The organism is Candidatus Binatia bacterium (assembly GCA_023150935.1).
In the GTDB taxonomy this organism is placed as follows: Bacteria; Desulfobacterota; Binatia; order HRBIN30; family HRBIN30; genus JAKLJW01.
On sequence record JAKLJW010000013.1, the window covers coordinates 55,163 to 79,610 of the forward strand.

The window sequence follows — 24,448 nt, forward strand, 5'->3', positions numbered from 1 at the left end:
CGCTCCGGGGCGGGCGCTCAGGCGCCGACGGCCTTCTTGAGCGCGGCGCTCTTCGTGGCGATCCGTTCCATCAGGTCGTTCCACGACTTCACGAACGCGTCGGCCCCCTCGCGCTGCAACTGCGCGGCGAGGGCGTGCGGGTCGATCCCCGCACGCACGAAGCCCGCCAGGACGGCCTCGGCGTTGCCGCCGTCGACCGGCAGCGACTCGCCCACCGCGCCGTGGTCGACGAAGGCGTGCAGTGTCTGCTCGGGCATCGTATTGACGGTGTTGGGCGCCGAAAGATTCTCCACGTACAGGATGTCCGACGCCTTCGGATCCTTGGTGCCCGTGCTGGCGAACAGCAGGCGCTGCGGGCGCGCGCCGGCATTGGCGAGCCGCTGAAAGCGCGACGACGACAGCACGGAGCGGTAAGCGGCGTACGCGGTCGTGGCAATCGCGATCCCCAGTCGGTCCCTGAGCGCGACCGGCACTTTGTCGGACACCGCCTTGTCCCAGCGGCTGACGAACAGCGATGCCACCGAGGCCACGTTCAAGGGCAGGCCCGCCGCAAGGCGGCGCTCGAGACCGCGCAGATAGGCATCGGCCGCCGCCAGGTAGTGCGACCGGGAAAACAGCAGCGTCACGTTGACCGGCACGCCGGCGAAGATGGTCTCCTCGATCGCCGGCAGCCCCTCGGGCGTACCGGGTATCTTGATGAAGAGATTCGGGCGCGCCGCCCGGGCGTGCAGATCGCGCGCCGCCTTAATGGTGGTCGCCGTGTCGTACGCGAGTACCGGCGACACTTCGAGCGAGACGAAGCCGTCCACGCCGCTCGTCCGGTCGAACACCGGGCGGAACAAGTCCGCCGCCTGAGTCAGATCTTCCAGGGCCAGCTCGAAGAAGAGCGCCTCGCCGGCCAGCCCCTTTTCGGTCTTGGTCCGGATCGCGGCGTCATAATCGTCACTGCCCTTGATGGCGAGATCGAAAATCGTCGGATTGGATGTGAGGCCGGTGACGCTGTACTCGTCGATGTAGCGTTTCAGCGTCCCGCCGGTCAGCAAGCCGCGAGTAATGTTGTCGAGCCACAGGCTCTGACCGCTGTCGTGCAGGGCGCGCGTGTGTGCGTTCATGCTACCTCCTCGCCTGGGGCCCGCGGGCGTTGCCTCCCCGGGTCGCTCCTCGCCGTCACAGATCGCTTTCTCTGCCATCCTATACGGGCCGACCCACCCCTCTCAAGTCGCGTTTGCCGCGCGCTCTTCGAGCGGACGATGCTTCCTTCCTCCTTTCGCGCCTGCAGTTTCGACTACCGGATTGCATCCGGCCCCGCGTGCGCCGGGATCGGCAACTCAGCGCGGCCTTCGCCCGTAAACCCTGGCCTGACCACCCATGCCTTCGTGAGGGCGAGGCTCCCGCCGAGCCACCCAAAGGGCTCCCGCCGAGCCACCCAAAGCGAACAACCAGCCCGTTCGCCCCGAGTAGGAGCCCTTCCCCTGGGCTCCGTATCGAGGGGCGCGCCCCTGCCGAGCCTGTCCCTCGATACGCCGCCTGAGAAGACGGCTGCTACTCGGGACGAACGGCGGGGCACAGCCGCTCCATGGCCTGAGGATTTCGTCGCACCGTGCGCGCGGAAACTCGGAAATCGTAGAACAGGGCGCTGGGACCCGCTCACACTTCGCGCCGTTCCAGCAACGCCAATGCCCGCTCGTAGGCCGCGGAAAACGCATCCTCCTGGGTTCTCCCCGCCACCGGCGCAGGCACCCGGGCGAGCAGGAAGTACACGCTTTGCACGAGCAGAAAGCTCCACAGACTCAGCGCCCATCCGGCTGGCGTGCCCGGTCCCACCGAGCGCGCAAAGAGCAGGCCGCCGCCCACCAGGGCGGCCTCGACGAGTAAGGCACGGGTGCGCCGAGCCCCGAAGATCGCCCCGCTGCGCACCACCGCGAGCACGACGGCCAGAATCACGGCAATGTCGCCGACCGAACGCAAGCACGCCGTTGCGATCAGGCCGATCGCCAGCGTCGCCGCGCACACAGCCTGGCGCCGCGTGTCTCCGCTTACCAGGCCGCGCAGATACACGGCCGCCACGGCGACCAGGTACAAACCCAAACCCGTGTGCGCACCGGGCCACGGCGTCAGCGCCAGCACCGCCGGCACCAGGCCGGCGGCGGCCACGGCGGCAAACACGAGGGTCCCAGCGAACGTGTTCCAGCGCATCATTGCCCCCCCGGCGCGGCGCGGCGCCGCCGCAAGAGCTCGAGCTCCACCTCTTCCTCGGCCGCCACCGCCCCGACCGCCCACGGCGCCGGCGCCTCGACGCCCTGACTCAGCTCGACGCGCACCCGTGTCCGCAGCGCCTCGAACTGGGACTGCTGCCGCTCCACCCGCTCCGCCAGCGCCTGCACCTCCGAGGCCCGGGTCGCCAACTGCGCGCGCAACGCCTCGACCTCCTTCCGCCGCGGAAGCAACTGTCGGATGGCGAAGCGCGCCAGCTCTTCTTTGTCCCCGGCCAGGGCAAGGGTGACATCTTCGTCGAGCGCGACGCATTCCGCCTCCCGCTGGCGCAGCGCGTCGCGCAGCCGCCTCTCCTCTTCGCGTAACGCCTCCAACCGCGCCCGCTTGCGGCCGAGGTCGATCTCCGCCTCCCGCACGTACTGCTTGAGCAGCAGCGAGCGCTCCTCCAACGACTCGACGAGGCCGTGCGCGTCGGCGCGGACCAGCGTAGCAACTCGTTCCAGCAATCGGATGTTCATGGTCGCCTCCTTCACTCGCTCACGGTCAACGCTTGGCCCCGGCCCGACGCTCATCGTGGGCGCCGGCGCTTAGTTCCTTGCTGATTTCGTTCCGCACCCTGGCCCGATCGGGTCCCGCAAAACCGCGCGTAACGTGCTGCTCGAGCGCCGGCAGACTGTCCAGCGTCGCTTGCACGGGAGGGGCCTGCACGCGCGCATTCATTTCGCCGACGAGCCGCCGGTACCGCGAGATCGCGCCAAGGGCGTCGTCCCGCTCGCCCGCTTTGACCGCGCGGGCCACCTCGTCTTTCATCCGGTTGTATCCGTCGACGACGACACCCTGCGCCCACGCCGACACGTCGAGGCGACGCAGCATTTCCGCCTCGTCGCTAACGCGCGCAACGCGGAACTCGCCGGCCAGCGGCAGCGCGGTACGCACACCGCCCGCCGTGTAGGCGACGCTGACCCGCCCCACTTCGTCCTCCCCCACCGACGCGTTGGGCACCGCAAAGGTGAGCCACACCGAACGCCGTTGCCCGTCGAACAGCGAGCCCGGCCGAAAGCTCACCGTGTCGCCGCGGCGTTCCAACGGATACCCGGCCGCGTCGACCACCCGTACCCCCGCCCCCGGCTCGATCGTCACTTCCAGTCCGGATGCCACCGTTGCCCGCGCACCGTCGAGCTCCCCGGCGAACACCGACTCCAGATCCGATGCGTGCCGCAGGTAGTAGTAGTTACCGGTTCCGGCATCGGCGAGCGCGGTCATCAGGTACTCGTTGAAGTCGCCGCCAACGCCGACCGTCGTGAGCATGTACTCCGCGCGCGCCGCTCGCCGGCCGCGCTCGACCAAACCGTCATGACTCGTGTCGCCCTCGTTGGCGAGTCCGTCGGAGATCAGGATCACACGCGGCATGCGCCCGCTGCGGCGCGCCGTCTCCACCATACCCTGCCCCAGATCCAGTCCCGCCGCGATGTTCGTACCCCCTCCGGCCCCAATACCGTCCACCGTCGCCCGCCAGCCCGCCCCGGCACCGTCTCCGATCCCCGCGAGCGGGATGGCCACCCACGCGGCATTCGAATAGGCCACCAACCCGAACCGGTCCTGCGGCTGGAGCCGTCCAATCAGTTCCTGCACGGCCGCCTTTGCATAGTCGAGCTTTGCGCCGGCCATCGAGCCGGACCGATCGAGGATGACGACCAGGTCGGTCGGCACGCGCACCGCCGGGCTTCCGTCCGGCGCCCTTCCACCCAACACCAACTCCATGCGCACTATCGGATCGCCGCCGATGCGCACGGCGGTCCGATCCAGCCTGCCGGCAACCGATAAAGGCCCACCGTTCCCCGCCGCAATCGCCGCCCCCGACTTCCCGCCGCCATCCGGCGCCGCCCATAGGGTTTCGCGCGCCACCGCCCCGCTGACCACTGTCGCCGCCAGCAGTCCGCCGACCGCCAACCATCGCGCACGTCCCGGCATCGATCGTTCCCACTGTTCTTTCATCTCCGTCTCCTTTCGCGAGCGAACCGTGTAATTCGTCATGCTCAGTATGACGACGGAAAGCGCGGAAAGTCACCGCGGGTTCGGTAAAAGGACGGTAAAAGGCCGGCTCGGGAATCTACACGCGGTTCAGATTTGCACCGAAAGGCCGTACACTGTCGTCGTGGAAGGGAAGCTGCCGATTCTGGTCGTCGAAGACGAACCCGCGATCCGCGCCGGGCTGTGCGACGTGCTCGCCTACCACGGCTACTCGCCGCTCGGCGTGGAGTCCGGCGAGGAGGGTTTGCGGGGCGCGGCGGCCGACGACTACGCCCTGGTCATCCTCGACATCATGCTGCCCGGCATGAGCGGGTTAGATGTGTGCCGGGAACTGCGGAACCGAAATCCCGAGCAGGCCATCCTCGTGCTCACCGCGCGCGGGTCCGAGGAGGACGTCCTCGAGGGCTTCCGTTGCGGCGCCGACGACTACGTCACCAAGCCGTTCTCGGTTTCCGAGCTGGTGGCGCGCGTCGGGGCATTGCTGCGGCGCAGCGGCCGCCTCGATCCAGCCGCGACGTTGCCGTTCCAGTTCGGCCCGTGGTCGATCGACACCGCGGCGCGCTTGGCCGCCAACGGCCGCACGACCGTACCGCTTTCGCGCCGCGAACTGGACATGCTCAGGCTGTTCGCGCGCGAGCGCGGCCGGATTGTCAGCCGCCGCACATTGCTCAAGGACGTCTGGGGCATGCGGCACGTCGAGCACATTCACACGCGCACCGTCGACATGCACATCGTCAAGTTGCGCCGCAAGCTCGGGATGACCGACGGGGCCCCGCTCGAAACCATCCGCGGCGAGGGATACCGTTTCCTCGGGTGACCCGTGCGACGCTTCCGCATCCTTTTCGCGCTCGGTTCGCTGGTCTTGCTCGTGCCGATCGCCCTGCTGGTACACCGGGCCCTCGACAGCGCCGCGGTCGAGCGGCGCATGCGGCATCAGGTCGTGGCCGAGCGGCTTTTCGACGAAATGGAACGTGCCCTGACCGTTTTCGTGCTGCGCGAGGAAGAACGCCCCTTCGACCAATACCGCTTCGCGCCCCCGCGCCCGGACCGCCCCGATGCACCCGAGCGCTCGCCTCTCGCTTACGGACCCGAGTGGCCTTTCGTCATCGGCCATTTCCAGATCGATCCGGACGGCACCGTGCATACCCCGCACGAGCCACGCGCCGGCGAGTTGCCGGCCGGCGCGTCGAGCTACCGGCCGTCGGAAGAGATGCAGGAGGCCATCCGCCGGATTCGCGCCGCCGTCGCGGCCGACCCGGGCACCGATGACAGGGACAGGGCTCAACCAGAGACCCCGCCCGGGCAACAGCCCGGATCCACCCGGCAACTGCGCCCCAGGACGACCGGCCGACTCGCCGAGGCTAACGAAGCGGAGTCGCCGGCCAAGCAAGCGGCACCGTCGGTCTACGATGCGCTGCGCGCACTGAACACCGGCGTCGAACAGCGGGCTCCGCGGGCGGCCGTCGCCGTACCGAGGGCCCGCGGTCTATCGGCGCCGGTCGAGGTCGGCGGTGGCCCGCCCCCGGACGCCGCTGGAAAGGCCGAGTTCGGGGCCGCTGCGGGCGCCCGATCGCCGGCACCGGCACGGAGCGAACCGCCGACCAGGGCGGACGAGTTCGACCGTACACCACTGGTGGGCCGGCGCCTCGACGCACGCCGCTTGCTGCTCTACCGAACCGTCGTCAGCGAGCAGCGCGGCTACCGGCAGGGTTTGCTAGTCGACGTGGATCGACTCGGCGAGTGGCTGCGCGAGCAGTCGCTCGGCGCGACCGATCTGGCGCCGTCGGCACGGGTGGAGTTCGCCGCGCCATCGGCGCCGGCCCCGAACGCCGACCGGGCCTTCACTTACGTCCATCGCTTTGCGGAGCCCTTCGACGCCCTCGGCGCGTGGCTTCGCCTGCAGCCGCTGCCGGGGGTCGGCGACGGCACGACCCTCTCGGCACTCGCCGCACTGCTCGTGGTCGCCACGCTGCTGGGTCTCGCCGCGCTCTATCGCATGGTGACGGTGGTCCTGCGCTACGCGGAGCAACGCAACAGCTTCGTGGCGGCGGTGACCCACGAGCTGAAGACGCCGCTGACGGCGATCCGCATGTACGGAGAGATGCTGCGCGACGGCATCGTTCCGTCGGCCGCCAAGCGCGACGAGTACCACCGTCACATCACCACGGAGTCGGAGCGTCTGACGCGCCTCGTCAACAACGTGCTCGAGTTCGCACGCCTCGAACAGCGGACGCGAACGCTCACGCTGGAACACGGGCCGCCGGGCCCAGTGGTGCAGAACGTGGCCACGATGCTGCGCCCGCACGTCGAAGGCGCCGGGTTCGTCCTGAGCATCGACGTCGCCCCCGATCTGCCGCCCATCGACTACGACCGCGACGCGCTCACGCAGGTGCTCTTCAATCTCGTCGATAACGCGGTGAAGTATGCGGCGAGCGGCAGTGGCCGCGAAATCACGTTACGCGCCTGGCACGACGGTACGCAGGTGCGACTCGCCGTCCGCGACCGCGGTCCCGGTGTCGCCCCCGGACATATGCGACGCATCTTTCAGCCGTTCTACCGCGCCGATACCGAGGCAACCCGCCGCAGCAAGGGCACGGGTCTCGGGTTGGCGCTCGTGCGCGGCCTTGTCGAACGCATGGGCGCGCGAGTGACGGGGGAAAACATGCCGGACGGCGGCTTCGCCGTCACCATCGCGTTTGCTCCGGCACCGACACAAGCTTCACCGCCGGCACGGTAGTCCGCGACCGCGCGCAGAAACGCGCCAGGCCTCCGAGTCGCCACGAACGACGCCGCATCCCGATTCACTTGTCGGCGCCGCTCAGCAGGAACTTCCCGACGCCCGACACGACGGGCTTCTCCGGCGACTCCTGCCACGCGACGACATGGACCACCGCAATGCGCCGCCCGAGCTTGAAGATGTTCGCCCGGGCCCGCGTTGTCGCCGGACCCGCCGACCGCAGGTAGTCGACCGCGAAGTTGATCGGCTTGGGCAACCGTGCGACGCCGCTCTCGTCGATCAGTCGCAGCGTTGCCGTCAGCTCGAGAAACGCGCCCAGCACGCCGCCGTGGATCGCCGGCAGGCGCGGATTGCCGACCAGGTCCGGCTTGAAGGGCAGCACGCACACGAAGCCGTCTTCGGTGCGATCGATCGTGACGCCGAGAAAGCCGGCGTACGGTATCGCGGCGAGCACGCGGCTCACGACTTCTCCCCCTGCACCGGCGCTTCGACCACCCGATCGAACGCACTGCCGAAGGCATGGGCGCCGAGCATGAACGTGCCCAGGCAGCTCGCGAACGGGTCGCCGACCTCGTGCTCGTACGCCACCACCCGCACGAAGGCCACGCTCCGTGTCGTTCGATAACACTCGGCCCGCGCGTAGAGGTCGCAGCCGGGTTTGGCGGCGCGCAAGTAGTCGACTCGCAAGTCGACGGTCGCAATGGCCCGCATGGTTTCGAGCGAACAGGCCACGGCAATCCCGCACGCCTGATCGATCAATGTGGTGATGACGCCGCCGAAGATCACCTTGCGCAGCGGATCGCCGACGAGATGCTCCTGGTAAGGCAGCATCAGGACCGCAAACCGCGGTCCGGTTTCGATCACCTTCATGCCGAGCGCGGCGGCGTGCGGTACGTAGCCGATCATCTCGTCGCGGCCGGGTCCAAAGATCGACGCAAGCGCGTAGGTCTGGGAGTCGGACATCGCCACGGATTGTACTCGGCGCGCAGTGCCGACCCAAGCCGGGTTACCGGCTTACGGCCGAACGACTCCGATCGCCTGTTCGGCCAGTACGGTCGCGTTGCGCGCGGTCAGCGCGTAGATCGTCAGTTGCGGATTGACGCCGAGGCTGGTGGGTAACACCGACCCGTCGAAGACACAGAGGTTGCGCACCTGGTGGTGGCGGCCGAACGGGTCGACGACCGCGGTCCGCGGATCGGGTCCCATCGCGCAGCCGCCCAGCGGATGCGTCGAATTCAGGAACACGTTGGGCGAACGCAGGGGCAGGTTTCCGATCTCCGTGCGGGCCTCCTGCCAGCTCCGGTACCACGCGGCGTCGCTGCACGCGGGGTGTACGCTCGAGGCGCCGGCGGCGAACTGACATTCGGCCATCGCCAGATACGAGCTGCGCACCCCGTCCCAGAACCAATCGTTGAGCCGATAGTCGAGCACGCCATCGCCGTCGTCGCCGAGCGCTACCGTTCCCCCTTCGCTCTCCGGGTGAAAGCCGTCGCGGATCTGCGAAACCAGGACGTGCAGGTAGCGGAACTGCCGCGCGAAGTCGGCCATCTCGGCGCCGATCGCCTTCCAGAAGTTCATGCTGACGACGGGCTGTGCGCCCGCCGCCTCCATGTTGAACCCGGCGCGCCCGTCGACACCGTCGCGCCAGGTGAGCTGATCCATGTAAATCGATTGCTGCACTCCGGCGAACCCGTCGACCAGTTCCGGCATCATCGCCAACGAGTAGTTGTGTGTCTGCAGGAACGTACGTTTGCCGGCCCGTCGGTACGGATCGGGCACCTGCGAACGGAGCAGCAGGGCGGGGCTGTTGATGGCCCCGGCCGCCACCACCACCCACGGGGCGTGCAGGCGCACTCGACGGCCGGTCGGCCGCACGCCGCTGCCGTCCAGCGCCAGCCCCTCCACCGCGGTCGCTCGATCGCCGGCAAGGCGAAGACGGTCGACCCGTACTCTTGTGACCAGGGCCGCGCCGCGGTCGAGCGCGGCGGGAATGGCGGTCACGTCCATGCTCTGCTTGGCCCCCGTCGGACAGCCGAGCCCGCAGTAGCCAAGGTTCGCGCAGCCGCTAACGTTGCGGCGAATTGCCCCGTGGCGCCACCCCAGTCGCTCCGCACCCCGAGCGAGAAGTCGATTGCTGAGGTTGTGCCGGGTCCACGGGGCGACCTGCAGCCGTTCCTCCAGCCGCGCGAACCACGGTGCCAGTTCGTCCACGCCGAGGCCGGCAATTCCAAGGCGCTCGCGCCAGTACCGCAGCGTCGGTTCGGGCGTCCGGAACGTGCTCGTCCAATTGACCGTCGTCGAGCCACCGACCGTCCGGCCCTGCACGACGGCAATCGCCCCATCCCGGGTCGGCCGCACGCCGCCGTCCCGATAGAGGCGCGCCAGCGCGGGAACTTCCCGCAGCGTGAACTCCGCCGGTGTCCGATAGGCGCCCTGTTCGACCATCACGATGCGCATCCCGGCGGCGGACAGGATGTCGGCGGTGACGCCGCCCCCGGCGCCCGTCCCGATCACAACGACGTCCCCGGCAAGCTCGAGGTCCCCATCGAGACGGCTACCGTCGTATATCTCGCGTTGGCTCATACCTGACCACCGAAGTTATCCGGTCGCTGGATCGGCGGGCCGGGATACCCGATGGCCGGCCAGGCGGCCGGCTGATCGAACCAGGCGAGCACCGCCATCGACTGGAGGAAGACGTACACACGGCGCAACAAGTCGAACCGGCTATCGCGCGCCGAGCGCAGGAACGCGGCGATCGTCTCCGGCGACATGTCGCGCCAGTTGCTCACCGTGCCCACGAGGATCACGCGCGCCGGCCAGAGGTCGAGCATCCGAAAGACGTTCGCGGCTTCCGCCTGCAACGGCAACGAGAGACTGGCCACGTAGGCATCGAGCGTGGCCACACCGGCATCGAGGGCGCGGGTGCGTTCCGGTTCCGTCGCCGGCAGCAGCGAACCCAGGACCACCGGCATGATCGCTCGGACGATGTCCGCACCGGCCGCCGGCAGCGCAACTCGGGAAGCGGCGGCCACGGCTGCCGGCGCCCGTCGGGCAGCAAGACCGACTATCCCGCCGGCCCAGACGACGGCGGAACCGAACAAGCCTGCCTGCAGGAGGCCGCGGCGCGTCAGGAGTGTCGGACGATCCATTGCCGGCGATCGCGCTACGCCGCCGCCGAGGCGTTGCGGCCGAGGTAGGACAATGCCTCCAGCACGGCCCGGCGGGCGCCCTCGTCGCCGAGCGCCGCCAGGGTTTCGCTCACCAGGGCGCGGTAGAACTCGACTTCGCGCCGGAAGGCCGTCTCGCCCTTGCGGGTAAGCTGCAGCACCGTGGCCCGGCGATCGCTCGGATGCCGTTCGCGCCGAATGAACCCCTGATCTTCGAGCCGGTCGACCATACCCGTCATGGTCGACGGGGTCAGGCCGAGTTGCTGGCCGAGGGCGGCGATAGGCCGGCCGCCGCCGAGACCGAGGGCCTGGATAACCAGTCGTTGTCTGACATTGAGTTCCAGGGTCGCGCGCTCCGGCGTGCCGGCCGTCGCAAGATGAATGAGACGCATGATGGCCAGGGCTTGCTGTTCGTTGGCGTGATCCGGGGGGGTCTTCGGTGCGTTCTTCATGAATCGCTCGCTACCGCGGGGGGCGGTCCCTGCTCCGCGTACAGCGCGTCGATCGCCGCCGCGTACTTGTCCGCGATCGGGCGGCGCCGCGTCTTACCGGTCGGTGTCAGCTCGTCGCCCCCGAGTGTCCAGGTTTCGTCGAGGATCCGGTAGCGCTTGATCTGCTCGACCCGCGCAAGTTTGGCGTTGCCGCGGGCCACGGCTTCGGCCACTGCCCCGACGATCTCGGGGTCCGTGGCGGCGCGGCCGCCCGCGGCGCCGGTATCCAGGGTTATCAAGGCGACGTTGTACGGCCGGCGGTCGCCGAAGACGACGACGTGACCGATCCACGGGCACTCCGACTTGATCGCCGCCTCGATTGCCGCCGGCGACATGTTCTTGCCCGCGGCGTTGATGATGATGTCCTTCTTGCGGTCGACGATGGTCAGATAGCCGTCGGCGTCGAAGCGGCCGACGTCGCCGGTGTGCAGCCAGCCGGCGGCGTCGATCGCCGCCGCCGTCGCCTGCGGATCCCCGCGGTAACCCTTCATCAGCACCGGCCCGCGCACCAGCAGTTCGCCGTCATCCGCGAGCCGCATCTCGATTCCCGGCAGCGGTTTGCCGACCGTTCCCGGCCGAATCCCGCCGGGCGGGTTGATCGTGCTGTTGCCGGTGCACTCCGAAGCTCCCCACATTTCGACGATGTCGATACCGACGGCGCCAAAGAACTCCAGTACGTCGACCGGCATCGGGGCCGCACCGACGCCGAAGAACTCGCACCGATCGAGGCCGAGCATCGCCCGCAGTTTGGCAAAGACCCGTTCGTCGGCGGCACGCCAACGTCGTTCGAGCGCCTCGGGCACATGGCCGGCGCGGCGCGCCCGCACACGTTCCACACCGATCGCCAGAGCCTCCGAAAACCGCTGCCGCCGTTCGGCGTCGCCGGCCAGCCCGCTCTCGATCGCAGCCTTGAGCTTCTCCCAGATGCGCGGCACCCCGCCCCATCCGGTCGGGCGCACGTCGGCGGAACAGGCAAAGAGCTGGGCGGCGTCGGGCAGGCAATACACCGTCTGGCCGGAGAGCATCGGGAAGTACTGGTTGTTCCAGCGGTCGGCGATGTGCGCGCGGGGCAGGAAGCTGATGGTACGGCCGCCGGGCCGCAGGGGGTAGACCGCATCGAACGCGCACAGCTTCGCCAGCATGTTGCGATGCGTGAGTTCGACGCACTTCGGCGCACCGGTAGAGCCCGACGTAAAGATGAGGGTCAACACGTCCTCGGGCTCCACCTTGCGCCACGTCGAATCGAAATCGAACGAGGCCGCGGCCGCGTGCTCGACGTCGGCTATCGACAGCACGCTGGCCGGCGCCGCGCCGTCGACGACAATGACGTGCGTCACCGCCGGCACACGTTCGCGCAGTGTAAGCGCCCGTCCGAGATAGGCCTGCTCGGTCACCAGCACGCGGCCACCGGCAATCTCGAGCGCCGCGGCCATCTGGGCCGGCGCCGACGTGTTGTACAGCGACCACCCCGGCGCACCCAGGTGCATGGCCGCCGTATCGAAGAGATGAAATTCGGGCCGGTTCGCGAGCAGCGTCGCTACCGGCTCGCCGCCGGCCACGCCGAGTCCGGCCAGGCCCGCCGCCAGCCGCCGCACCGTGGCGGCGTAGTCTTCCCATGTCCATTGACGCTCGCTGCCGAACAGACACAACGCGGGCCGCGAGGCCCACGCCGCCGCGGTGAGCTGAAAAGCCTCGCACATGGTCGCCGCGGCGAACGCCGCCGGGCGGGACGACGCGGTCATCGTGCTAGCCCGGCAGACGCTGATCGAAGCGGCGACCGAACACGGCGGAGGCGACGATCAGGCGCTGAATCTGCAGCGTACCCCCGGCTATCGGCCAGCCCCGACTGTCGCGCAGCATACGTTCGACCGGGTACTCGGCGCTGTACCCGACGGCGCCGAGGATCTCCATCGCCTTGTCGGTAACGAACTTCGCGGTCTCGTTGGCGAACAACTTCGCCATCGAGGTCTCCTTCATGCCGGCGACCCCCTGACCCGCATTGGCCGCCGCCCGGTACACCAGCAGGCGCGCCGCTTCCACCCGCGTCGCCATGTCCGCGACCATTTCCTGAATGACGCCGCGTTCGCAGATCGGCCGCCCGAAGGTCTTACGTTCCAGCGCGTATCCGGCGGCGACCTCGAGCGCTCCGGTGGCAATGCCGAGGGCCATCGTCGCATTCCCGCAACGCTCGATGTTAAAGCAGTCCATCAGCGTCCCGAAGCCGCCCGCCGGAACGACCAGGTTCTCCTCCGGCACGATGCAGTCCTCGAAGAACAACGCGCTGCTCGGGAAGCCGCGCAGGCCCATGTAACGCTCCTGCGGACCGCAGGTGAAACCCGGCGTCCCCTTCTCGACGAGAATGCCGGCAATGCCCTTCGGGCCGGGCCGGTCGCCCATGCGGCAATACACGAGATAGGCGCGGCTATGTCCGCCCCCCGTGCACCATGCCTTCGCGCCGTCGATCTTGTATCCGCCCTCGACTTTCTCGGCCCTGGTCCGCAGGTCGGTAAGTGCGCTGCCGGCTTCCGGCTCGCTCATCCCGATCGAGATCTCGACCTCGCCGCGGCATACCGCCGGCAACCAGCGTCGCTTCTGCGCCTCGGTGCCGAAGCGCTCGACGACACGGACCGGACCGACGCTGCTCTCGAACACGCCGGCCGCGCACAGGGGCGACACCCGCGCCAGGTGCTCGATGCACAACACGGCATCGAGGAGCTCGCGTCCCCCGCCGCCGTACTGCTCCGGCAGAGTGAGACCGTACAAACCGAGCGCGATCAGCTTCTCCTCGAAGCTGCGTTCCGGGACTCGGTTCTCGCGATCCCACACGGCAGCCAGGGGCGCGCACTCCTTGTCCGCAAAGGTCCTGACCATGGCCTGCAAGGCGAGCTGTTCGTCAGTAAGTCGAAAATCCATCCGGACGTTCCCATCCCTTGACAGATAGTTGGGTTTTCGTAATTTCTGCCTTTCGCAATGTCAAGCGAACTTCCTCCCATGTTGCTGGTGGTGAACCCGACCAGTGGGGCTCCGGCGGCGGCAACTTCTCTTCGCGGGGTCGTCGACGGACTGGCCGGCCGCACCGTGGGTTTCTTCAGCAACAACAAGCCCAACGCCGCGGCGGTCCTCGAACGTATCGAAGAGCTGCTGACCGCCCGCTTCGGGATCGTCGGCCGGCGTTACGTCAAGTTCGTCCCGTCGCTTGCGGCCGATGCCGGGCTCCTGGATGAAATCGCCCGCGACTGCGACGCCGCGGTCGTCGCCGGTTTCGATTGAGGGTCGTGCTCGTCGTGGAGTTGCCACGACATGATCGAGCTGGCGACGCGGGGGCTGCCCGTCGTCGGCCTCGCCACGGACCAGTTCGACCGCTTCTCGCGCGAGGTGCTGCGCCAGCGCAACACCGGCGATCTACCGCTGGTGGTCATACGGCATCCGCTGGGCGGTATTCCGGCGCAGGATGCCCAGGAGAAAGTCACGCCCGCGGTCGTCGACGCCGTCATCAGCGCGCTCACCCTGCCCGACACCTGCATGGCGGAGAGCGCATGATCGCCCGCCCCCGGCCGGGTTCGGACGCGATCGTTCTGCGTCTCGACGGCGACGAGCACGAGGTCGCCGAGCAGTTCCTCGCCTGGGGATGGACCGACGGTTTGCCGATTGTGGTACCGACGGTCGAGCGGGTCGAGCGCATGTGCGCCGGTTCCGCATCCGGCGCCGATCGCGTTCTCGGTCACCTCGCGCCGCGCGGGGCGCCGCTGACCGTCCGTCACCTGGCCGCAAACGCCGTCATGGCCGGATGCCTGCCCGGCTATATGCCCGTCCTCGAAGCGGCCGTCGCCGCCATGCAGGAGGACATGTTCAACCTCTTCGGCATGCAGACGACCACCCATCCCTGCGCGCTGCTGATCGTCGTCCACGGACCCATCGCCGAAGCTCTCGAAATGAATAGCGGCGCCGGGTGTTTCGGTCCGGGCAACCGCGCCAACGCGACCATCGGTCGTGCCGTGCGGCTGCTCATGACGAATGTCGGCGGCGCCCTGCCCGGCGACACCGACCGGGCCACACAGGGTTCGCCGGCAAAGTACACCTGGTGTTTCGCGGAGGACGAAGCCGCCAGCCCGTGGCCGCCGTACCGGACGCTGTTCGGCATCGCGGGCGACGACAGTGCCGTGACCGTCGCCGCGGTCGAGGGCCCGCACAACATCAACGATCACGGCTCCGACAGCGGCGAGGACATCCTGCGCACGGTCGCCGGCACGATGACGACGGTCGGATCGAACACCCTCTATCGCGGGGGCGACCACTTCGTCGTGTTTGGGCCCGAGCACGCCGCCGCCATCGCCGGCTCCGGATTCGCGCGGGCCGGCGTGCAGGCCTTCCTTTACGAGCAGGCGCGCGTGCCCGTCGATCGCATCCCGCCCAGGAAGCTCGCCGAAGCGGCGAGTTGGGGGGATTACGCGGGGCTATTGGAAGAATGGGGCGGCCGCATCCCGCTGGCTCGCGCGCCCGAGGAGATCCGCATCCTTGTCGCCGGCGGCGCGGGCAAGCACTCGTCGTGGATTCCGACTTTCGGACCCACCTACAGCCAGACCCGCCGCATCGCGGCGACCTCGTCGCGTTCCGAGCAGGCGGCAGGCCGGGCGGGCAAGGGCCCGACGCCGCAACCGGCGCCGTAGCGAAGAACGCCCGTGGCCAGTGTTGCAGTCACCCTGGTTACCGGTGCGAACGGCTTTCTCGGCCGGCACCTGGTCGCGGAACTCGTCGCGCAGGGCACCAGGGTGCGGGCCGCCGTACTGCCGTCGGACGATGCACACGGGCTCCTCGGGTATGGGGTCGAGGTGGTCCGCGCCGACCTGACCCGGGTGGAAACGCTCCCGCCGCTGTTCGACGGCGGAGTCGAGACAGTCTTCCATCTCGGCGCGATCTGTAACTTCTCGACCCCTTATGCGGTCCTCCGCCGCGTTAACGTCGACGGCGTCGACGCCATCGCCAGACTGGCGCACGCCGCCGGCGTCCGGGTCTTCGTGCACATGAGTTCGACGAGCGTCTACGGCCCGTACCGGGGAGTGCCGTTCGTCGAGGACTCGCCGCGGCAGCCGCAGGACGATTACGGCCGCAGCAAGCGCGACGGCGAAGACATCGTATGGCAACGCGAGCGCAAGGGCCTGCCGGCCGTCATCCTGCGACCGTGCACGGTGTACGGTCCGGGTTGCACCGACGGGGCGGGCAAGGCGTTCTCGCGTCCGACGGCAATCGCAGCGATTCCCGGCACCGGGCGGCAGCGCCTCGCCAACGTCCGCGTCGAGGATGTTGCCGGAGCGGCCGTGTACCTGTCGACCCGCGCGGAAGCCTGCGGGCGTGCCTTCAACGTCGCCGACGACAGTCGCCCGACTCTCGGGGAGGCGCTGGCCCTCGCCGCGCAGGCGTTCGGGCGCCGCGCTCCGCGGCACCACCTCCCTCTGGCACTGGTGCGGGCGGCGGCAGCCGTGCAGGGCGTTGTCGCCCGGCGTCGACGGGCCATCCCGGATCTCGAGTCGGACGCCGTGCGTTACCTGAGCGGCGACTACATCGTCGACAACGCCAGGCTGAAGGCGACCGGGTATAGCCTGCGCCACCCGGATTTCGCGGCATCGATGCAGGAGCTGGGGCGCCGACTCGCGGGCGGCGATTTCGCTCGCGTGTGAGCCAACGGAGGTACCCATGCAACAGGTGGTGGTCATCACGGGCGTGGCGCAGGGGATGGGGCGCGAGGTGGCGCTGCGGCTGGCGGTCGGCGGGGACGTGGTCGCGGGCTTCGATGTCGATGCCGCGGGCATCGCATCCTTAGGGGCTGAGTTGCGCGCGCGGGGCGGTGCGCCGGTGCTGGCGACTCTGGACGTCTGCGATCGGCCCGGCATTCTTGCGTTTCGCGACGCGGTGCTGAAGGCGCACGGGCACGTCGATACGGTGCTCTCCAACGTCGGCATCGGGTTCTTCGGCCCATTCGAGGAGGTCGACCTCGAGCGGGCCAGCCGTTGCCTGGAAATCAACGTCATGGGCACGGCAGCGATCCTGCAGGCGTTTCTCCCGGGCATGCGCGAACGCCGGCGCGGCAAGCTGATCGCCGTCTCGTCGCTCGTGGGCCAGATCCCGTTCCCATTCGAGTCGATCTATTCGGCGACGAAGTTCGCCGTCGAAGGGCTGGTACTCTCGTTGCGGTACGAGGTGGAGCCGTTCGGGATTCGGGTCGCTCTCATCGAGCCGTCGCAGGTCTCGACGCATTTCGCGGCCAAGATCCACGTTCTGCCCCCGGAGGGCTCGCCCTATCTGGAACGGGTGCGGCGTTTCATCGCCCGCGACGAGGAGCTGATCCGAACGGCGATCGACCCGGCGAGCGCGGCCGAGAGGATCGTGCAGATCGTGCGCAGCCCCGCCCCGGGGCTGCACAACACGCTGGACGCGAAAAGCAGGGTATTTATGGCGCTCAACCGCTATCTTCCGCGCGCGCTGCGCGACGCGATCCTGTTGCGCCAGATGGATATCGCCTGACTCCGAAACCGCCCGGCCAGCGGACGCCCTCAACTCGTCGAGGAGCGCGCCCGGCCGAGGATCCCGACGCCGCCGAGAACCAGAACAAGCGCACCAAGAAACAGCGTCGACATCGCCGGTGCAGGCGTCGGCACGGCAACGAGCACGGCCGGACCCACCAGGCTGTTGCAGGTGTCGACCGCGTAGATCCGCTGGCCGGGGATTAGCGGCGGCGACACGGTAACGACGAAGTGTCCCTGCGCGTCCGCGTCGCCGGTGCCGATGGGGGTGTCGGTTGCCGGGTCGCAGATTTCGTCGGTGCCGCAGTCATAGATCGTGATGCAGTGATTGCCCGGGGTCGCGTTGGGGATACTGCTGCCCGAAACCGTCGTGGACCCTGTCTCCGCGCCCCCGGTGATCTGCGGTGGGGGCGGCGTCGGAGTCGGGGTGATTGTTGCCGTTGAAGTAGGAGTGCGGGTAAGCGTGGGAGTCGACGTCGACGTCCGCGTCGGCGTCTGGGAGGGGGTCGAAGTTATCGTCGGGGTGCCGCTTGCGGTTCTCGTCGGGGTCTGTGTGGGTGACGACGTTGGGCTATTAGTCACCGTTATCGTTGGGCTCACCGTCGGCGTGCCCGTGGTTGTGCCGGTCGGTGTCTGAGTCGGGCTGAGGGTTGGCGATCCGGTGGCCGTCACCGTCGGGGTGTTGGTCGGCGTGCCGCTCGGCGTCGGCGCGACCGTCGGGGCCTCGGTGGGAGTTAAGGTGGGCGGCTGGGTCGGTCCGGGCGTCGGTGTATCGGTTGGCAATGGGCTTATTGTCGGCGTATCCGTCGGCCGCTCGGTGGGGGGTAGGGTCGGGGTTTCGGTCGGCACCGGCGTCGGTGTCACCGTGGGCGTGTCGGTGGGGCTGGAGGTGACCGTCGGCGTGGGAACGACGGGCGGATTACCCGCGCAGCCACCCGCGCAGGTGCCGCCGACGGCGAAGTCGTTCATCGTGCAGTAGTACGGCGGCTGGGAGCAGGCCGTCGTGCAGGCATCGAAGTCCACCGCGTCCGTACACACCGGCGACGGAACTTGCTCGCACCCCTTACAGTAACAGCAGCCGAGCGTGTCGGCGGCCCGCGCATGCCCAGCCGCAGCCATCGACAGCAGCGCCAGCGCGAGAAGCCACACGGCGCCCTGGGGCCTGCCTACCCTGAGGCTTAGCATGCTCCACCTCCACCGCTTCGCGTCGTCGAACATATGTGCCGGCACTTACTGCCCGATTCTCGAGGGAATGCAAATCATTTTTGGCGATTTGACCATCACCTGAGGGGAACCAATGCGGTTGCGCACCTGGACGCTCCGGCTCTCGAACCTTGGCGAATTGTCGCCGAGTTCGTAGCAGAGGAGCTTGTCGTATGGGTTCCGTACGGGCACCGGCGTCTTGCTCGGCTCCTCCACCTTAACGGGATCGCAGAAAAAAGCCGGCTTCGCGCCAGCGCTGGTGAAGGTCTCGACATCGCCGAAGTGGACGTCGGTGAGTTTGGCGCCGAAGCGGATTTCCGAGGCCTTCGCCTTGTAGCATCGGAAATGATCGATGGCGTAGTCCGCCGGGATTGTCGGGGTCAAAGTGGGCGTCGAGGTGGGCACGCGTGTGGGTGCATAAGTCACACAGCGATCGTTGATACACGCCGCTTCGGCGATCGGCGTCCCGTGCGGAACGTGTTTGATGCAGTTAGGGGGCGAGGAAGTCACTTCCCAGGGATCGAGCTCGTCGCAGTTCGTCTGATACTGGCAGCACCATCTCGTGGTCGGGGTGGGGATGGGCGTGGGGGTCACCGTCGGCGTCACGGTCGGCGTAAGGGTCGGGATCGGCGCGTGCGACGCACAGCCGCCCCCGCAGGATTGATTGGTACCGAACTGCGGTTGACAGCCGAAGGCGTGCTGTCGGCAGAAACTCACGCAGGCAGAGAAGCTCACCGCGTCGAAGCAAAACGGCTCCGGCTGATACGCTCCGCAGCCCGCGCAGAAACAACATCCCGACTGGGCCAGGGCGACACCCGGCAAGCTGTTCAATGCACCCGCAACGACAACGGTCACGAGGATCTTCGCGATGCTCCCGCGGACACCCCTCCCGCCACCCGGAAACCCGGGCGCCAGGCTATTCGATCGACCGGCCGTATTCCCGAACATACCACCCCCTGCGTTTCATCCAACCGGCACGCGCCCCCACCCTTGCCACTCCACTGATCGCGCCGTAAACGTGGCCGCACGGGCCTCGGTTCATCTGTCCGTAACAGACCCGCAATCGCAATGTCAACGCAATTTCTTGCCGCTGTCGGAGGTGAGTCAGAATCCCCGGGGCGCCGGCATCCGAAGACTCCGTGTTCTCAGCCGTATGCTCGGCCCTTCCACCCGGCGCCCGCACCGCGGTGATGACGCCAGGCAGACGACACCGTCATGCCGGCGTAGAGCGCCGCCGCCACCGGCAACATGAGCGCCCACGGCCGCGACACACCGAGGTACTCGACCATCGGCAGATATGTGCGCACCATCGCGGCATAGCCGAGCAACCCGAACAGGCGCATCGCCCCTTGGCCGCACAGCAGTGCCGCCGGCGGCACGAAGAACACCAGCGCCAGACCGGCGACACACCCGACCAGTGCCAGCGGATTGCGCCCGAGCTGGGTGTACGCCGTTCGCGCCACCATGCCCCACACACCGGCGAGGGTGTCATAACCGCGGATCGAATTGACCCCCGCGTCGTAACCGAGCCACAACCTCGCCCCCACTGCCTTGCACGCCCGCGCCAGCGATACGTCGTCAATGACGGCGTCGCGCACGGCCCCCAACCCCCCGATCCGGTCGAGGACCTCGGTACGGATCAACATGCACCCGCCTGCCGCCGCGGCCGTCGCCGCCCGTTCGTCCGCGACCCGCGCAAACGAATAAATACCCGCGAAGAAGTACGTGAAAGCCGGGATCAGCAGCCGCTCCCAGCCGGTTTCACAGCGCAGCCGCGCCATCACCGAAACGAAATCGCGCCGTTCGTGAGCGGCGGTCGTTAGCAGCCGCTCCAGCACTTCCGGCTCGTGGCGGATGTCGGCGTCGGTCAACCACACCCACTCGGGCCGTAATGCCCTGGCCGCTTCGAAACCGTACTGTTGCGCCCAGACCTTACCCGTCCACCCCGCCGGCAACGGGGGTGGCGTCATGACGTGGAGCCGCTCCGAGGCCCCGGTCGCCGCCGCCAGACGACGCGCCACGTCCGCCGTCCCGTCGGCGGAATGGTCGTCGACCAGGACTACCTGCAAAGTCCCGTTTCCCTGTTGCAACAACTGCGGCAGCGTCAGCGGCAACTCCGCCGCCTCGTTGCGTGCCGGCACGATCGCCACCACGCGCGCCGGCGCTACCCCGTCCTGCGGCGCGCTCAACCGCGGCGCGATGAACCAGCGCCGCCCCCGCAGCGCATAAACGCTCCAGACCAGTGCCGCCACCACGACGATCCGAACCATCCCCGTGTCTCCGCTCCCGCCCCCGCCCGCCTCGGCGAACCGGGTTCACTTGAAGTGGTCGATCGCCGCCCAGACGTCCTCGTCCGGCGGGTCCTCGTCGTCGTCGCGCCGCCGCTTCGGCGTCTCTCGATCCGTCGACCTGACGGACCGCAGCAGGAACACCACCAGACCGATCACCACCAGCAGCCAGAGCAGCCTCACCGCAGCCCTCGGCAGGTCAACATCCGGCCCCGATCAATAGCACTTCACGTCGGTGCGGCTGCTGGATACGCGCCACGAGCACGTGCCCACGCTGGTCCGGAACAACGTGCCGCACGCATCGCCGATGGTCACGCTCAACGGCGGCGTCACCACCGGGGCCGTGGTACCCGCCTGCGGGATGCGCACCTTGCCAATCACGGTAGCGCGGCCGCCTTCGCCGAACACGAAACGCAGGCGGTCCTTGTCGCGATACGTGTCGTGCCCACCCGGGCAGCCGCCCGCGTTCACCCCCGGCGCCGTCAGCGTCCTGGCGAGCACGAGTCCGGCCGCATCGCTAACCGTCACCGCCACCGGCGGCTCCGACACCAGTTCGCCGTCGCCCGCCAGGCCGCACGCCGGGATGGCCGGGCAGTTCGTCGCCGACACGGCCAGTCGGATCGCCCCGGGGTCCTTCGCGGTCCACGTCACGAGCAACTTCTTCGCACCGGCGCAAAGCTCCGGAACTGCTCTTGCCGTACACGTCGGCGTCGGGGTCGCCGTCGGCAGTCCCGGCGTGGGCGTCGGGGTCTGAGCCGCCGCAGGCATGCCTGTGAGCAGCACCGCCACGGCCAGCCACCACATCTTCTCGTCCATTGCTGTGCGCATGAAATCCCCTCCTGAACTCCTCGCCGCACGCTACCACTCCTGAATCGTCGGGAAAAGGACCTTGCACGGCCCACCATGCCGGGCAACGCCGACTTGCACGCTCCTTTCTCTACCCTCCGGGTCCGGAACGTGGCACAAGTGCCGGTAACACTCCCTCCGAAAGGAACCGAACCGTGGCCGGAGACAGCATCGACAGCCTGCACACACGCCGCACCCTGACCGTGGAAGGGCACGCATACTCTTACTTCAGCCTCGAGGCCGCCGCGGCAGCCGGCCTCGGCGACGTGAGTCGCCTCCCCTACTCGCTCAAGGTGCTCCTGGAAAATCTGCTGCGCCACGAGAACGGGTGCACTGTCGACCTCGACCAGATCAAGGCCGTCGCCGCGTGGCTGAGCAACCGGCGATCGGAGCGCGAAATCGCTTTCTTCCCGGCGCGCGTGCTCATGCAGGACTTCACCGGCGTTCCCGCCGTGGTCGACCTCGCCGCCATGCGCGACGCCATCGCCGCTCTCGGCGGCGATCCGCGCCGCATCAACCCCATCAAGCCCGTCGATCTGGTGATCGATCACTCGGTCATGGTCGACGCCTTCGGCAATTCGCAGGCCTTCGCGCGCAACGTCGAACTGGAATTCGCCCGCAACGGCGAACGTTACGCTTTCCTGCGCTGGGGCCAGCAAGCCTTCGACAACTTCCGGGTCGTGCCCCCCGGCACCGGGATATGCCACCAGGTGAATCTCGAGTACCTCGCGCAGGTGGTGTGGACCGACGCCGGCAACGGGAGTCCGACCGCGTACCCCGACACGGTTCTCGGCACGGACAGTCATACGACGATGATCAACGGCCTCGCCGTGCTCGGCTGGGGCGTCGGCGGCATCGAGGCGGAAGCGGCCATGCTGGGCCAGCCGCTTTCCATGCTGGTTCCCGAGGTAGTGGGCTTCAAGCTGCACGGCCTCCTCAAGGAGGGGGCAACCGCCACCGACATAGTGCTCACCGTAACCCAGATGCTGCGCGCCCACGGGGTGGTGGGGAAGTTCGTCGAGTTCTTCGGACCCGGCCTCGATCAGCTCTCGCTTCCGGACCGCGCCACCATCGCCAACATGGCTCCGGAGTACGGCGCCACCTGCGGCTTCTTCCCGATCGACGCCGAGACCGTGCGCTTCCTTCGCTTCAGCGGCCGGGCCGCCGCACGCGCCGCTCTCGTCGAAGCATACGCCAAAGCCCAGGGCCTCTGGCGCGGCGCCGACACTCCTGCGCCGGCGTTCAGCGCGACGCTGGAACTCGACCTCGGCAAAGTGGAGCCGTCGATCGCCGGTCCCAGGCGGCCGCAAGACCGCGTGCGCCTCGCCGATGGGGCCGCCGAATTCGAACGCCAACTCCCGGCCATGCTCGGCATCGATCCGACCGCCGAAGACGCACGCCTGCGGCAGCGCGCACCGGTGACGGGAACCGACTACGCCCTGACGCACGGCGACGTGGTCATCGCCGCGATCACCAGTTGCACCAACACCTCGAATCCGTCCGTGATGCTCGCCGCCGGCCTGTTGGCTCGTAACGGCCTGGCGCGCGGACTGCGCGCCAAGCCGTGGGTCAAGACGTCGCTGGCGCCGGGTTCGCAGGTGGTAACGGACTATCTCCGTGCCGCCGGCCTCGATCGAGATCTGGGGGCGCTCGGGTTCGATCTCGTCGGCTACGGGTGTACCACGTGTATCGGCAACTCGGGGCCGCTGCCCGAGCCGGTCGCGCAGGCGGTCGAGGCCGGCGACCTCGTGGTCTGCGCCGTGCTCTCGGGCAATCGCAACTTCGAGGGCCGCGTTCACTCGCAGGTGCGGGCCAACTACCTCGCCTCGCCGCCGCTGGTCGTTGCCTACGCTCTGGCGGGCTCGATTCGTCGCGATCTGACCAGCACCCCGCTCGGCATGGGCGCCGACGGGACGCCCGTTTATCTGCGCGACATCTGGCCGTCCAACCGCGAGATCCGGGAGACCGTCGATCGCGTGCTGTCGGCCGACATGTTCCGCCGTCGCTACGCCGACGTCTTCACGGGCGATCCGCACTGGCAGGCCATCGCCATGTCGGCGGGACTGACGTACGGGTGGGACGGCACCAGCACCTACGTCAAGCGGCCGCCTTACTTCGACGGCATGCCGCCGGCCCCGGGCGCACTCGACGACATTGCCGGCGCCCGTCCCCTGGCAATCCTCGGAGACAGCGTCACGACCGACCACATCTCCCCGGCCGGCAGCATCAAAGCGGACAGCCCCGCCGGCCGGTATCTGATCGAGCACGGCGTGCAGCCGGCAGACTTCAACTCCTACGGTGCGCGGCGCGGGAATCACGAAGTAATGATGCGCGGCACCTTCGCGAACATCCGCTTGCGCAACGAGATGGCCCCCGGCACCACGGGCGGGGTGACGCGGTACATGCCCGACGGGGCGCCGATGAGCATTTACGATGCGGCGATGCGTTACAAAGCCGCGGGCGTACCTCTGGTGGTGGTCGCCGGCAAGGAGTACGGAACGGGATCGTCCCGCGACTGGGCAGCCAAGGGGACCCTCCTGCTCGGCGTGCGCGCCGTTCTGGTCGAGAGCTTCGAGCGGATCCATCGCTCGAACCTCGTCGGCATGGGGGTGCTGCCGCTGCAATTCCGCGACGGCGCGACGCGCCGAACCCTGGGTCTCGACGGCAGCGAGGTCTTCGACATCGCCGGGATCGCCGGCGGCATCACCCCGCGCATGGACGTGAGCGTGCGGATCGCGCGAGCCGACGGCAGGGTCGAAACGATTGTCGTCCGCTGCCGTATCGATACGCTCGACGAGGTCGAGTACTACCGCCACGGCGGCATCCTGCAGTGCGTCTTGCGCACGCTATCCCGCGCGGGATAGCCCGGTTGGCAAACGGGGGGAATCCCAGCGCTGCCGTCCTCGCCCCCATCGACTCGCGGCACCAGCGAAAGCGGCGCGCGGCAAGGCCC

24 protein-coding genes are annotated in these 24,448 nt (G+C 68.5%); 8 read left to right on the plus strand and 16 right to left on the minus strand.

The window, feature by feature from the left end:
• Nucleotides 1–17: 17 nt before the first annotated feature.
• From tal to L6Q96_09945, 4 genes are all read right to left on the minus strand, one after another.
• Nucleotides 18–1,112: a transaldolase gene (tal, locus tag L6Q96_09930; protein MCK6554882.1), complete on the minus strand. Its 1,095-nt coding sequence runs from the start codon at nucleotides 1,110–1,112 to the stop codon at nucleotides 18–20.
• 535 nt (nucleotides 1,113–1,647) lie between these two features.
• On the minus strand, nucleotides 1,648–2,199 hold the full coding sequence (locus L6Q96_09935; protein MCK6554883.1) for a hypothetical protein: 552 nt from the start codon (nucleotides 2,197–2,199) through the stop codon (nucleotides 1,648–1,650).
• Entirely contained in the window at nucleotides 2,196–2,732 is a 537-nt protein-coding gene (locus tag L6Q96_09940; protein MCK6554884.1) for a PspA/IM30 family protein, read from the minus strand. The genes L6Q96_09935 and L6Q96_09940 overlap by 4 nt, the downstream gene beginning before the upstream one ends.
• Before the next feature lie 25 nt (nucleotides 2,733–2,757).
• Nucleotides 2,758–4,209 carry a VWA domain-containing protein gene (locus L6Q96_09945; protein MCK6554885.1) on the minus strand — a complete coding sequence of 484 codons (1,452 nt, stop codon included), beginning with the start codon at nucleotides 4,207–4,209 and terminating at the stop codon, nucleotides 2,758–2,760.
• A gap of 160 nt (nucleotides 4,210–4,369) precedes the next feature.
• On the opposite strand from L6Q96_09945, the gene L6Q96_09950 reads away from it, so the two are divergent.
• Together L6Q96_09950 and L6Q96_09955 are read left to right on the plus strand one after the other, a co-directional pair.
• Complete coding sequence (locus L6Q96_09950) at nucleotides 4,370–5,062, plus strand: response regulator transcription factor (GenBank protein MCK6554886.1); 693 nt, start codon at nucleotides 4,370–4,372, stop codon at nucleotides 5,060–5,062.
• 3 nt (nucleotides 5,063–5,065) lie between these two features.
• Nucleotides 5,066–6,982 carry an ATP-binding protein gene (locus tag L6Q96_09955; GenBank protein MCK6554887.1) on the plus strand — a complete coding sequence of 639 codons (1,917 nt, stop codon included), beginning with the start codon at nucleotides 5,066–5,068 and terminating at the stop codon, nucleotides 6,980–6,982.
• Nucleotides 6,983–7,046: 64 nt separating this feature from the next.
• Here L6Q96_09955 and L6Q96_09960 read toward each other — a convergent pair whose 3' ends face one another.
• From L6Q96_09960 to L6Q96_09990, 7 genes are read right to left on the minus strand one after another with little or no spacing between them, the layout of a single operon-like run.
• Nucleotides 7,047–7,445: a PaaI family thioesterase gene (locus tag L6Q96_09960; GenBank protein ID MCK6554888.1), complete on the minus strand. Its 399-nt coding sequence runs from the start codon at nucleotides 7,443–7,445 to the stop codon at nucleotides 7,047–7,049.
• Nucleotides 7,442–7,945 carry a PaaI family thioesterase gene (locus tag L6Q96_09965; GenBank protein MCK6554889.1) on the minus strand — a complete coding sequence of 168 codons (504 nt, stop codon included), beginning with the start codon at nucleotides 7,943–7,945 and terminating at the stop codon, nucleotides 7,442–7,444. The genes L6Q96_09960 and L6Q96_09965 overlap by 4 nt, the downstream gene beginning before the upstream one ends.
• Before the next feature lie 51 nt (nucleotides 7,946–7,996).
• On the minus strand, nucleotides 7,997–9,565 hold the full coding sequence (locus L6Q96_09970; GenBank protein MCK6554890.1) for a GMC family oxidoreductase: 1,569 nt from the start codon (nucleotides 9,563–9,565) through the stop codon (nucleotides 7,997–7,999).
• Nucleotides 9,562–10,131 (minus strand): hypothetical protein, encoded by a 570-nt coding sequence (locus L6Q96_09975; protein ID MCK6554891.1) that lies wholly within the window; start codon nucleotides 10,129–10,131, stop codon nucleotides 9,562–9,564. Before L6Q96_09975 ends, L6Q96_09970 begins: the two co-directional genes overlap by 4 nt.
• 14 nt (nucleotides 10,132–10,145) lie before the next feature.
• A complete protein-coding gene (locus L6Q96_09980; protein MCK6554892.1) occupies nucleotides 10,146–10,601 on the minus strand; it encodes a MarR family winged helix-turn-helix transcriptional regulator in 456 nt (151 codons plus the stop codon).
• Complete coding sequence (locus L6Q96_09985; protein MCK6554893.1) at nucleotides 10,598–12,382, minus strand: AMP-binding protein; 1,785 nt, start codon at nucleotides 12,380–12,382, stop codon at nucleotides 10,598–10,600. The genes L6Q96_09980 and L6Q96_09985 overlap by 4 nt, the downstream gene beginning before the upstream one ends.
• 4 nt (nucleotides 12,383–12,386) lie before the next feature.
• On the minus strand, nucleotides 12,387–13,553 hold the full coding sequence (locus L6Q96_09990) for an acyl-CoA dehydrogenase family protein (GenBank protein ID MCK6554894.1): 1,167 nt from the start codon (nucleotides 13,551–13,553) through the stop codon (nucleotides 12,387–12,389).
• A gap of 78 nt (nucleotides 13,554–13,631) precedes the next feature.
• On the opposite strand from L6Q96_09990, the gene L6Q96_09995 reads away from it, so the two are divergent.
• The 5 genes from L6Q96_09995 (at nucleotide 13,632) to L6Q96_10015 (ending at nucleotide 17,159) form a co-directional block, all read left to right on the plus strand.
• Nucleotides 13,632–13,910 (plus strand): hypothetical protein, encoded by a 279-nt coding sequence (locus tag L6Q96_09995; protein ID MCK6554895.1) that lies wholly within the window; start codon nucleotides 13,632–13,634, stop codon nucleotides 13,908–13,910.
• A gap of 30 nt (nucleotides 13,911–13,940) precedes the next feature.
• Nucleotides 13,941–14,180 (plus strand): hypothetical protein, encoded by a 240-nt coding sequence (locus L6Q96_10000; protein ID MCK6554896.1) that lies wholly within the window; start codon nucleotides 13,941–13,943, stop codon nucleotides 14,178–14,180.
• On the plus strand, nucleotides 14,177–15,307 hold the full coding sequence (locus L6Q96_10005) for a hypothetical protein (protein MCK6554897.1): 1,131 nt from the start codon (nucleotides 14,177–14,179) through the stop codon (nucleotides 15,305–15,307). Before L6Q96_10000 ends, L6Q96_10005 begins: the two co-directional genes overlap by 4 nt.
• A 12-nt stretch (nucleotides 15,308–15,319) precedes the next feature.
• On the plus strand, nucleotides 15,320–16,315 hold the full coding sequence (locus L6Q96_10010) for an NAD-dependent epimerase/dehydratase family protein (protein ID MCK6554898.1): 996 nt from the start codon (nucleotides 15,320–15,322) through the stop codon (nucleotides 16,313–16,315).
• Between the two features lie 67 nt (nucleotides 16,316–16,382).
• A complete protein-coding gene (locus L6Q96_10015; protein ID MCK6554899.1) occupies nucleotides 16,383–17,159 on the plus strand; it encodes an SDR family NAD(P)-dependent oxidoreductase in 777 nt (258 codons plus the stop codon).
• Nucleotides 17,160–17,188: 29 nt separating this feature from the next.
• On the opposite strand, the gene L6Q96_10020 is transcribed toward L6Q96_10015, so the two are convergent.
• The 5 genes from L6Q96_10020 to L6Q96_10040 form a co-directional block, all read right to left on the minus strand.
• Complete coding sequence (locus tag L6Q96_10020; protein ID MCK6554900.1) at nucleotides 17,189–18,127, minus strand: hypothetical protein; 939 nt, start codon at nucleotides 18,125–18,127, stop codon at nucleotides 17,189–17,191.
• A gap of 261 nt (nucleotides 18,128–18,388) precedes the next feature.
• The gene (locus tag L6Q96_10025; protein MCK6554901.1) at nucleotides 18,389–19,216 is read right to left on the minus strand and encodes a hypothetical protein; all 828 of its coding nucleotides are present in this window, start codon (nucleotides 19,214–19,216) and stop codon (nucleotides 18,389–18,391) included.
• Between the two features lie 290 nt (nucleotides 19,217–19,506).
• Nucleotides 19,507–20,631, minus strand: coding sequence for a glycosyltransferase (locus L6Q96_10030; GenBank protein ID MCK6554902.1), 1,125 nt, complete (start codon nucleotides 20,629–20,631; stop codon nucleotides 19,507–19,509).
• 45 nt (nucleotides 20,632–20,676) lie between these two features.
• Nucleotides 20,677–20,832 carry a hypothetical protein gene (locus tag L6Q96_10035; GenBank protein ID MCK6554903.1) on the minus strand — a complete coding sequence of 52 codons (156 nt, stop codon included), beginning with the start codon at nucleotides 20,830–20,832 and terminating at the stop codon, nucleotides 20,677–20,679.
• Between the two features lie 33 nt (nucleotides 20,833–20,865).
• Nucleotides 20,866–21,477, minus strand: a complete 612-nt coding sequence (locus tag L6Q96_10040; GenBank protein MCK6554904.1) for a hypothetical protein — start codon at nucleotides 21,475–21,477, stop codon at nucleotides 20,866–20,868.
• A 215-nt stretch (nucleotides 21,478–21,692) separates the two neighbouring features.
• Here L6Q96_10040 and acnA point away from each other — a divergent pair, with 215 nt between their 5' ends.
• Entirely contained in the window at nucleotides 21,693–24,359 is a 2,667-nt protein-coding gene (acnA, locus tag L6Q96_10045) for an aconitate hydratase AcnA (protein ID MCK6554905.1), read from the plus strand.
• Nucleotides 24,360–24,448 lie beyond the last annotated feature (89 nt).